This window comes from Streptomyces anatolicus, assembly GCF_019400875.1.
GTDB classification, from domain to species: domain Bacteria; phylum Actinomycetota; class Actinomycetes; order Streptomycetales; family Streptomycetaceae; genus Streptomyces; species Streptomyces anatolicus.
Window position 1 is genome coordinate 66,686 of the sequence record NZ_WMBF01000002.1, and the last position, 9,972, is coordinate 76,657.

Annotated in this window: 8 protein-coding genes and 2 pseudogenes; 5 read left to right on the forward strand and 5 right to left on the reverse strand. The window is 68.3% G+C overall.

Annotated elements, in window-relative coordinates; genetic code table 11:
• Positions 1–99 precede the first annotated feature (99 nt).
• Entirely contained in the window at positions 100–678 is a 579-nt protein-coding gene (locus GKQ77_RS00695; RefSeq protein ID WP_219686607.1) for a hypothetical protein, read from the forward strand.
• Between the two features lie 97 nt (positions 679–775).
• On the opposite strand, the gene GKQ77_RS33120 is transcribed toward GKQ77_RS00695, so the two are convergent.
• From GKQ77_RS33120 to GKQ77_RS00710, 4 genes and pseudogenes are all read right to left on the reverse strand, one after another.
• Positions 776–904 carry a hypothetical protein gene (locus tag GKQ77_RS33120; RefSeq protein WP_258020654.1) on the reverse strand — a complete coding sequence of 43 codons (129 nt, stop codon included), beginning with the start codon at positions 902–904 and terminating at the stop codon, positions 776–778.
• 77 nt (positions 905–981) lie between these two features.
• Positions 982–1,407: pseudogene (locus GKQ77_RS00700) on the reverse strand (ISL3 family transposase); the annotation flags it as partial.
• A gap of 416 nt (positions 1,408–1,823) precedes the next feature.
• Positions 1,824–2,288 (reverse strand): annotated as a pseudogene (locus tag GKQ77_RS00705) (DEAD/DEAH box helicase); the annotation flags it as partial.
• Between the two features lie 61 nt (positions 2,289–2,349).
• Positions 2,350–2,937, reverse strand: coding sequence for an NsdA family TPR-like regulatory protein (locus GKQ77_RS00710; protein ID WP_258020655.1), 588 nt, complete (start codon positions 2,935–2,937; stop codon positions 2,350–2,352).
• Here GKQ77_RS00710 and GKQ77_RS00715 point away from each other — a divergent pair.
• The 3 genes from GKQ77_RS00715 (at position 2,920) to GKQ77_RS00725 (ending at position 5,101) form a co-directional block, all read left to right on the forward strand.
• Positions 2,920–4,197: a carboxylate-amine ligase gene (locus GKQ77_RS00715; RefSeq protein ID WP_258020656.1), complete on the forward strand. Its 1,278-nt coding sequence runs from the start codon at positions 2,920–2,922 to the stop codon at positions 4,195–4,197. The genes GKQ77_RS00710 and GKQ77_RS00715 overlap by 18 nt on opposite strands.
• A gap of 185 nt (positions 4,198–4,382) precedes the next feature.
• Entirely contained in the window at positions 4,383–4,541 is a 159-nt protein-coding gene (locus GKQ77_RS00720; RefSeq protein WP_219686609.1) for a hypothetical protein, read from the forward strand.
• Positions 4,542–4,588: 47 nt separating this feature from the next.
• Positions 4,589–5,101: a hypothetical protein gene (locus GKQ77_RS00725; RefSeq protein ID WP_219686610.1), complete on the forward strand. Its 513-nt coding sequence runs from the start codon at positions 4,589–4,591 to the stop codon at positions 5,099–5,101.
• Positions 5,102–5,805: 704 nt separating this feature from the next.
• On the opposite strand, the gene GKQ77_RS00730 is transcribed toward GKQ77_RS00725, so the two are convergent.
• Positions 5,806–8,331, reverse strand: a complete 2,526-nt coding sequence (locus tag GKQ77_RS00730; RefSeq protein WP_219686616.1) for a DEAD/DEAH box helicase — start codon at positions 8,329–8,331, stop codon at positions 5,806–5,808.
• Between the two features lie 1,038 nt (positions 8,332–9,369).
• Here GKQ77_RS00730 and GKQ77_RS00735 point away from each other — a divergent pair.
• Positions 9,370–9,657, forward strand: a complete 288-nt coding sequence (locus tag GKQ77_RS00735; RefSeq protein ID WP_219686611.1) for a hypothetical protein — start codon at positions 9,370–9,372, stop codon at positions 9,655–9,657.
• The last annotated feature ends 315 nt before the right edge of the window (positions 9,658–9,972 follow it).

The following is a 9,972-nucleotide window of genomic DNA, read 5'->3' on the forward strand; positions in this document are numbered from 1 at the left end:
TTCATGAGAACTGGCTCTGGCTCAACTTCTGTGACGCAGCCACTCTGAGCGACAGCCGAGTGTCTTCGAGCCGTACGCGAAGTCGCCCGGAGATGGTCCGTGGGAGAGGTCGAATTCCGGCTGAGGGAGTTCCTGTTGCTGTCGATCACGGATGTCGCGGTGCCGTCGGTGAACTCTACGGCGAGCTCAGTACCGGGCCAACCAGCAGCGGCTCATTGGATCAACGTAGCGTCAGAATGCATGGACCTCTTCGCACTCTTCGGCCCGCCCGCGATCACGCTCTTACTCTTCGTCATCGCAGTCTTCCCATACGCGCTGTGGGTTACCAGGAAGGAGCCCACACGGACGGCTCGCCTGGCTGTAGTCGGCAGCGCAGCAGCTCTCGCCGCTTACGGTGCCGGCACCTTCTATGGTCTCGTCTACACGCACCCCCTCGACCTCTGCGCAACGAAGACCGCCAGGGGCGACTACGTGGACGCCGGACGCGACTACAGCCTGACGTCAGCGACCATCCACCACTTCCCGCCATCCGTGACCTGCCATTGGAGCAGCGGACACAGCACCAACGATGTGTCGGTCTGGACCACGCCTCTGCTTTACGCAGGGCTGGCCTGCGCCACCGTCTGCTTCACCCTGATACTCATCAACCGCTCTCACCGCAGAAGCGCCCACCGCTGAAACGGCTGGCCCATTCTCGACTACGCCATCAAGCTCAGGGTCGAAGCCGCCGACGCCGACGTCTCGTTGCCGAGGGAGATGTCGCAACACTTCTGCTCTACACCGCCCGCCGGATGCATTGCGCATCAACGCGCACGTTCTCGATGCTCACGTCGACCGACGGCACCGCGACGTCCCTGATCGACAGGAACAGGAACTCCCGCAGTCGGAATTCGACCTCTCCCACGGACCATCTTCGGGCGACTTCGGGTACGACTCGGAGAGACTCGGCTGCCACTCAACTTCCGTGACGCCGCCACTGCGTCACGCCAATAGGGCGCGCTTGCGAAGAAGTTGGAAGCCCGCCCGCCCGAACATCTGGCGTTTGAGCATCTTGATCCTGTTGACATGCCCCCCGACTGCGCCCGAGCTCCAGGGCAGGGTGAGTCCGGCGGTGACGGCGTCGAGGTCGCGGTCGATGCCGGCGGCGAAGGCGTGGAGGCTGGGGAGGTCGTCCTGCCGGACGGCGGCGAGCCAGTCCGTGAGACGCTCGCCCTGGCGGTCGGTGAGCATGGTCGCGAAGGAGCGGACATGCCGGGTGAGGGCGTCGAGTTCCGGGCACTGGGTGCGGATCGTCTTGAGCCGAAGTTGTTCCGGCTCGGTGAGGGTTTCCGGGCGGCTGAGGATCCATCTGGAGACCGTTCGAGGTGAGGGCAGCCGGGCGGTCACCGGTCGTGGTGAGGTGCGCTTCATGAACCGCCTCGCGCGCCGCGACGACGCCTAAACGCCGCACCCGGCGCGCCCGGGGGACCAGCAGGCGCACCGCCCGCAGGAGCCCGGACCGCACCGTGGCCGCGAGCCCGGACCGCACCGTGGCCGGGAGGCCGGCCACTGAGTGGACCCGATGGCGCGCCCGATGGGGTCAGTCGTACGCCGACATCGTCCACGACCGCGTCACCGCTGGCCCTCGCGACGGGGTTCTACTCGTGGTCGGTGATTTCGACTGCTCGGGCGAGGACATCGAGCGCGACTGGATCACCCGCACCGGCTACTGGGCTGGACCGAACGTGTCCTGCTGACCTATGACCAGGTCAGCAGCCTGCGAGCTGCCCGCGACCGAGGGCTATGTGCTGTCCGATGGGCACCATCGTCTCGCCTTCGCCTCAGGCGGTGTCCTGTCGGGGTGCGAGGTGCCCGATGGCTGGCCGGTAGGAGCGCAGCGCGGCGAGTTTATTCGCCCGGGCTTCTTCGCCCGGCTCCCGCCCCATGCCGGCCTCCGGCGTGTCCAGCAGCGTCTTTGTGTTGCTCCTCCAACTCACCCGCTCGCAGGGCCTTCTTCTGCTGGTGCCCCCACTGTCCGAGGGGAAAGTCCTTGGTGACGCTGGTGACGCTGGTGACGCCGACTCCACCTCGACGTCAGACGGGACGGTGTAGAGGCCGGTGTTCTCGTTCTCCTTCCGCCTCCGGATGGGGGCCTGGTAGCCCTCCAGCCACACCAGCGACTGCGGCCGGTAGACCCGCCTTCGGAGGAACGCGGCGATGGTCGCGGCGCCGCGTGGGCTGGAGAAGTGCAGCGGGGCGGCTTCGGCGGCGGCCTGCGTGCCGTCCTGCTCGTGGTCTTCGCCGTCGGCCTGGCGGACCAGGTACAGGGCGTGGCCGCGTACCGCGCCGCCGTCGAAGGCGTCCTCCGCGTCACGCGGGCGTCCCATCGCCAGCTGGGTGGAGGCGCGTGAGCCCTGGAACTCGGCGAGGCCCACTCCGGCTCACTCTCGTCCTGGTCCTGCTCGGCGCGTGCAGGTGCCGCTCGGCGAAGTCGAGGTCGGACCAGCATCGCTCGTCGCCGAGATGGGAGCGGGCACGGGCGCGACCGGCGTAGGCGAGCGCCTCCACGAACGGGGCGGCCTTGCTGCGCACGGTGCTCAAGGCTGCGCTGGCCATGGACTCGGCCTCGGCGGGCCGGTCGCAGTTGTAAGCGGCGGCTGCCCAGAAGGTGAGGATGTGCGCCCCCAGGCCAGGGTCCCCCGCGCTGTGGGCGGACTGGAGGGCGGACTTGAAGATCCGGTCGTTGCACGAACCGTGGACGTCGAAGAGCGCCCAGGCCCGCATGCGCTCCAGGTCGGCGGCTGCGGCATACAGCCGCCGTTCGTGGTCCAGGGAGTACAGCCCGGCCGCGCTCTCCGGCAGCTCGCCCGGCCGCTCACCGGCGGGGCCAGAGCGCCCTCCACGGCAGGCGGCAGAGGCGCCTGGTCCCTCACCGCGAGCATGATCACCACCGCCCACACCGCCGAAAGTGCGTCCCGCCTCACACCCCCCCAGAGAAAGAGCACGCTCCCGCTTCCCTGGGCCGATCGCCGGGGCTCGGATGACGCCCCCGAGCGCACGCGCGACCATGGCCTGGTGGACGACAGCAACAAGGCGGGCCCAAGACGGCGCCCCGCCGAACGAGCGCGACACGGGGGCTGGCCACCGACGGTGGGAGTGGAGGAAGAGCTCTTCCTGGTGGATTCCGCCAGCGGAGCCGTCGTGGCCGCCGCTCCCCAGGTGCTCGGCCGGGCAGCCCCAGTACTGGGGGACCTGGTAGCCGGGGAGTTCACGAAAGCCCAGGTCGAGATCCGTACGCCGCCATGCACGCGCGTGGAGGAACTGCACGCGCACCTGGTGCGGCTACGGCAGGCGCTGGCCGCCTGCGCCGCCCAGGAGGGAGTGTGGGTGTGTCCTTTTGCGACGCCTGTCATCGCCAGGTCCCCGCTGCCCGTGGGCGGCCACCCCCGCTACCGGGCCAGTGTGGAGCTGTACCGGTCGCTGATGGACGATTTCGCAATCTGCGCCCTGCATGTCCACGTGGCCTTGCCCGACTGTGACATGGCCGTCCGTGTCAGCAATCACCTGCGCGCGTGGCTCCCGCTGCTGGTGGAGATGACCGCGAACTCACCCTTCCACCAGGGACGTGACACCAAATTCGCGAGCTGGCGCTCGGTGATCCGCCTGAGCCTGCCCAGTCTCGGGCCGCCGCCCTACGCCGAGTCCTTCGAGGACTACCGGCGCACCGCCCAGGCTCTCACCGCGGTGGGAACGATGCCCTTCGCCGACCTGCCGTTCTGGGACATCCGCCCGCATCCGCATCTGCCCACACTCGAAGTCAGGTGTACGGACGTTCCCGCCGACCCCGCAGACTCCGCCGCGGCGGCGGCAATCATCCGCGCGCTGGTGGTGACCAGCGCCCGTCTGGTGGAGAGCGGCGACCACGGCCCGCGTCTGCGAGGCGAGCTCCTGCGCGGCGCGTACTGGTACAGCACGCGCGACGGATGGAGCGGCCAGGGCCTGGACGCGCTCTCCGGGGCGATGCTGCCGGCACCCGAACGCGGCCACCGACTGGTGGACCACATCGGCGACGTACTGGAGGAACTCGGGGACCTCCCCAGAGTCACGGCCTTCCTCGAGCGTCTGGCCGCCGGCGGTTCCGGAGCGCACCGCCAACGCGCCGCCTACCGGGCGGGCGGCCTCTCCCGGGTCGTGGCCGACCTGAAAATCTCCCCCTGACACCGGGCCCGCGCCGGCCCTCCCCAGCCAAAGCCAAGGCACCGTGCCCGACCACTGCCCCGCAGACATCACCCAGGCATCCGCCGACCTGCTGAGGCCGCGGACCAAGCGCACCCGCAGGCATCGCCCCCGCGGCGGACCTCACGGCAGCGGACCTCACCGGCCGACCGGTGATGCTCCGCCCGGTGCAGCCAGGGCCCAACGTGCGCGGCCGCCAGGCAGTTGGCTATGTCAAGGATCTGACGAACCAGCAAGAACATCTGTATTCCGTGCTGAACCAGTGGAAATACCAGCTTGCCGATTGTCTGGAAGATGGCGGTTCGCTGATGTTAGGGGTGGGGTAGCGCGGGCAGGATGCGACGAACGCACGTACGAATCCTGGGAGCTGCCTGTGTTACACCGGAAGTACCTCCTCGCCCCTGCGGCTATCGCCGTCTGTGTCATCGCCACCCCCTCCGCTACCGCCAGCCCCGGCCCGATCAAGAACGGCAGCGGTGCGGCGAAGATCGTTGACACCAGCTTCTCCACGCTGTCCTCGCCGGGAGGGGAGGACCCCATCCTGCGGGCGGGCAACGCGAAGTTCGGGCGCGCCCACATCAAGCAGGGCGGGCGGCACCACCACAAGCCCAGCCACCCCTACACCCGCGCTGCCAAGAAGAGGTGGCAGGGCGCCTTTAACAACGGCATATGCAAGCAAATTCGCCAGTACTACACGCTCTACTGCTACCCCTACAGGAGCGGCACGAGTAAGCGCACAATGTGCGTGTACGTCGACTACGCCGACTGGAATTTCCACGGGCAGAACATGGGCCAGAAGGGCATCGTGACCGCCTACTGGACCAAGGGGCAAAGGGGCCCGAGCGGACACAAGGGACGTGATTCATGTCTGGCACAGAGCGGCTGACAGGCTCTCCCGGTCCTGGGCGACGCTTCGTTGAGGGGGACCTGGTTACCCCGCGTGAGGCGACCGACCATCCGGAAGACCCTGTCGGAGAGGTTCTGACTCGCGTCTCGACCGGCGAACTCCTGGTCGCCTTCCCCCAGGCCGGCGGCGAAATGTACCTGGACGAGGAACTCGAACTCGTTCAACAAGCACCACCGGGGTGGACACCTCCGCCCCCAGCCCCGTCATAGGGACAACCCCAGCGACATACAAGGAGCCGTTGACCGTGTCCGCGGGCAACGGCTCCCGTGCGACCTGCTCTGTTTACGCACACAGGCGATCAGGTGCGTCTGCTGTCGGGCGCAAAGAATCTTGAAGATTTATGGCGGCACTACACCCTGACCGTTCGACTCCTATGCGTGAACACTCTCGTGAGCCCAAGGCTAGACGTCCTTGTGCAGTCCTGTCGCCGCCTGAGCCTCGGGGGTGGGGGTGCCCCGCCACCGGGGGGATGGTGGCGGGGCCCGTTGTGCTCGGTGGGGGAGCCGAGCTGTCTGATGTGCTGTTGCCCTGAATCTGAGGTGGTATACCTCAAGGCTTCGTGTGTCCGCTCGTCGACTGCTACGTGTGCCCGGCGGCGTCTGCTGGACCTCGCGGCTGGCCCGTCGCCGGCCGTCCGCGCGGAGGCGAACGTCGCCAGCAGGCCGGGCCTAGTCTGACGTCCATCACGTCCAGCGCATGCCGAGGGCGGACAGCTGCTCGATCCGCTCCGGTGTCAGCGTCGCGGCCCGGCTGCGCTGGTTCCCGATCCAGGCTCCCAGCTTGTGCTGCCGTTCCTCCTGGCCCTCACCGCCGGCGATCCGTTCGACCCACTTCCTGGGCACCCGCAGGTGCCCCTCACGCTCGTAGAACTGCTTGGCGGCCTGGTAATTCATCGCCCACTTGTCGGCCTGCGTACGGCGCGGCTTCGGCTTCTCGTCCTCGCTGGCGGGTGTGATCCCAAGAACCTGCTCGCACATCCACTGCTGCACGCTCGTGAACTGCTCCCACCCGAGCCGCACCGACTGCACCCACCGCCCCAGGTCCTCGCCCTGGCGCAGAACCTCGCCCGCCATGGTGGGCAGTGCCTCGCCCGCGTCCAGGTGCACCCTCACCAGGTGGAAGCACCGCTGCCAGGCCACGGGCCAGCTCGGGCACCAGGATGCGTCGATCTCCTCCAGCTGCTCACGCCGCTCGCCCGACAGCGCCCCGGCCGACGACTGAACCGGCAGCCCCTCAGCCCGCCGCTGCTCGATCTCCTGCGCCTTCCGGGCGGCGGCCCGCGCGTTCTTCAAAAAGATGCCCACCCGGTACCCCTGGAAGGTGGCGTCCAGCGGGGCCAGGAGGTGCCCGTGTTCGGCCGCCCACCCGCGCGCGGCGGACAGGCCCTCCTCCCACGCGACGTCGAAGTGCGACCAGATCATGCCGAGCTTCTCCAGCTGCGCGACGCGGTCGGCGTCCATGTCACCGCGGGCGTAGAACCGGCGAGCGTCGGCGGTCCACTGCCCGAGCGGGAACCCGGCGAGTGAGGCCGGCCACCCCTCACCCTCCGCCTCCAGGTCGTCGACTGCCGGCACCCGAAACGTGAACGGCACGCGGAGGCCGCCGTGCAGCCGGTTGTAAATGACGGCGGCCTCCACGCCGCGCCGCCAGTGCTCGTGCTCGGGGTTGAGGACGCGCAGGTTGATGAACGCCGCCAAGGCGGCCGGGTCGCGCGGCGTGGAGAACTTCAGCAGCGCCCGCGCCGGCACTGACAATCCACGGTCGCTTCGGTCGCTCTCCGACTCCTGGTACTCCCTCTCCCCACTGCGTGTCTGAACATCCTTCACACGGCTCTGCGCCTGCTGCTCGGCGAGCTGCTCGACGACCCGGGCATCGTGCGCCCGCAGCGCCTCCAACAGCTTGGCCAGCCCGCCGAAGGCACGGGAGGTGAGCATGTTGTCCGCCGTCTCGCCCGGCCCGAGTAGCACCGGCACCACCAGGCTTGCCACCTTGCCCTCACCCGGCTGCATCCGCAGCGCCCGGCCCACGGCCTGGACGAGATCGGGCATCGAGCCGCGTACGTCCGCCCAGTACACGGAGTCGCAGTTCTTGGTGTCGACCCCCTCGCCCAACACCTTCACCGAGCACAGAAAGCACTTCTCCACCACCGTGCCGTCATCTGTGATCCCGGCCGCGAACTCCGCGAGCAGCCGACGCCGGTGCAAAGGCTTGTGGTCCCCGCACAGCCAGTCCGCCCAGATCGTCAGGGGATACAGCTCGGGGTCGGATGCGTGCAGCTGCGCGGCGACGTCGGGAAGGCCGGCCGCGAACGCTTCGGCCTCACGAACCTGGTGGTGGAAAACCAGCGTGCGGCGAAAACCCTCCTCGGCCGACGCCTTCACCAGAGCAGTCTGCAGAGCCGCGAGCCGCGCCCCGCGCACTGCTGCCGAGCTGCCCTCCGCCCCCAAGAGCTGCGCGGCCTGGAGTGCAGTGTCGGTGACGTCCACGCACACCACCTGGTAGGGGGCGCAGATTCCCCGGTCGATCGCCTCCGAGAGCGTCAAAGTGAACGCCCTGCTGCCAAACGGGCCCTCAGGGTCATCGTCCATGCTCGCGACCAGCCCACCCGGTGCGTCGGCCTCGTCCCCGAGCTGCCACAACCGCGGCGTGGCCGTCATGTACAACCGACGCAGAGACGGGATCTTCAGGTTGTCGTGCACGACCGCCCACGGCTTCCCGATTCGACCCGAAACCCGGTGGGCCTCGTCCACAACGATCAGGTCCCAGGCCGCCAAACCCGCAGCGTGCGCCCGCTCCAGCGTGCCCAGACCAAGCGACGCGTACGTGGCGTACACGGTCACCTTCTCCAGGCCCCGCGTCCACTCCACCAGCTCGTCCACGTCCGTGGTGTTGGGGAAGGACACCTCCTCACCCCGCAAGGAGGACACCCCGATCATCGGTCCTCGACGGCCCCCCTCACGCCACGCGGCCTCGGTCTGGGCGAGCAAATCCAGCGAGGGCACGAGCACCAGCACACGGCCCGACTGGAGCTCCTCCGCGCTCCGGACCGCTACCCGGGTCTTCCCGGACCCGGTCGCCATGATCACTTGCGTTCGAAGACCCCGCTCGGGCACCAGTGATCTTGCAGGTAATTCAAGGGCACGCACAACAGCGTCAACGGCTTCTCGCTGGGCTGCCTCGCGCTGGTCACTGCGGTCTGGGCCGGACATGTTCGCCTGCCTTCTCTCAGGGTGCCGCCCGGTCGCAAGGAGCGGGAAATCCCCACACAGATGGGTTTCCCCACACAGATGGGTTGTTGAGTCTGCGATTGGTCTGTGGTGATCGGCTGGTTCCACTTCCTCCCCGAGGGCCGACGAGGTCGCTGACCTGTCTCGAGGTCCCTCCGGAGGCCCCTCGGGGGGTGTGCTCCTGTTCCAGAGTCTATCCCCTTCTCAAAACGAAGCAGCCAGTCCGAAAGCATGTCGGATACTGCCTCCCTGGGGGCGCCCCCGTCGGGAAATGTGAGTAGCTGTACTCAGGTGCGAAGGCCATCTCTACGCCACACTTGCCCCGTCATGACAGGCGAACGGTAGGGGCGGGACATGAGAAGAGCGACCAAGGCCTTAACGGTGGCTGTACTGACGGCTGTTGGGATCACTGGGGGAGGGGTCCTGCCTGCGGCTGCTGCTGGAGGGCTTCTTCCGCACCCTGGACCTGATGGTCTGGTGTGGGTGGAGGAGAGCGCCGGGGATGGGGGAGTCGTATCCGGGGGAGCCTGGAAGGGACTGCCGACCGTCCTCACGGTGGTCTGTGAAGGGGGCGGCAGCGTAGTGGCAACGATGGAATCCCAGCAGGTGCAAGTAGCCGAGTTCGCGGTGGACTGTCCGGCGGGTGAAGCGGGCAGGCAGTCCGTGACGCTACCTCCGGGGATCGTTGAGGGATCTTTCACGGTAGGCATCGACACCTCGGCCCAGAACATCCGCTGGGCCCTGACAGTGACTCAGCCCGAGGACGCTACCTCGTAGCGGCCAGGACCGAAGCTCGAAGGCGTGCCACGCAAAGCGTGGCACGCCCGGTGATGGGCAGCGTCACCGTGGCTGGAGTGCAGCGGAAGCCACTGGCTGGCCGAAGAGTGGGCCGCGCCTCGCAATGCGGCCAGCACCGGCCTGCAGTTGGTGGTCCACGCACAGCGCGAAGGGGCCCGCGCAGCGCATCATCAACTGTCATGAATCCCGATGAGGGGTGTGAATGCGGGTACACGGGCTGGCATGGCACCGAAGACTGAACACCTCACGTCCCTGCGGGCCGTACGCCAGCTGCGCCGGACCCGCGTCTTTTACACGGCAGGTGTCCTGCTGTGGGCGGCCACCGCCCTCCGTACGGGATGGACCCAGCCCGGGAGCCGACAGATGTGGGTCTCCCTGCTCTTCCTGGTGGTCTTCACCGGTCTGCTCGCCGCGACCTCCCTGTGGCTGCACCGTCTCCAGGCAGCCCCTGGACATAAACCGGTACATCATGCTGCGCCCCGGCGGCGGGCTATTGCCCCGGCCACGTGAACGCCTGACCCCGCCACGCTGTAGCCAGCAGGGCCCGGGGCCGCGTTAGCGGGCCAAGGACTGAAGGCGCAGCCGGAAGTCCCGTGCCGGGGGAGCGCAGCGGACCCGGCACAGTCGGCCTGGAGCGAAGCGAAAGGCCGACCACGGGACAACGTCCCGTGGCTCCGAGAGCGCAGCGAACGGAGCCTCAACCCCATTGCACAGCAATGGGGTTGAGGTGGGTTGCGCAGCAACCCACCAGCGCTCCCGCGGAGCGGGAGCGCAACAGCCGTGCGCAGCACGGCTGTTCGCTTTCTTCGGGCGCAGCCCGAAGGG

Coding starts and splice junctions, on each gene's coding strand:
- GKQ77_RS00730 (WP_219686616.1), bottom strand. CDS start 8,331: ATGTCCGGCCCAGACCGCAGTGACCAGCGCGAGGCAGCCCAGCGAGAA.
- GKQ77_RS00735 (WP_219686611.1), top strand. CDS start 9,370: ATGGCACCGAAGACTGAACACCTCACGTCCCTGCGGGCCGTACGCCAG.
- GKQ77_RS00715 (WP_258020656.1), top strand. CDS start 2,920: ATGATCACCACCGCCCACACCGCCGAAAGTGCGTCCCGCCTCACACCC.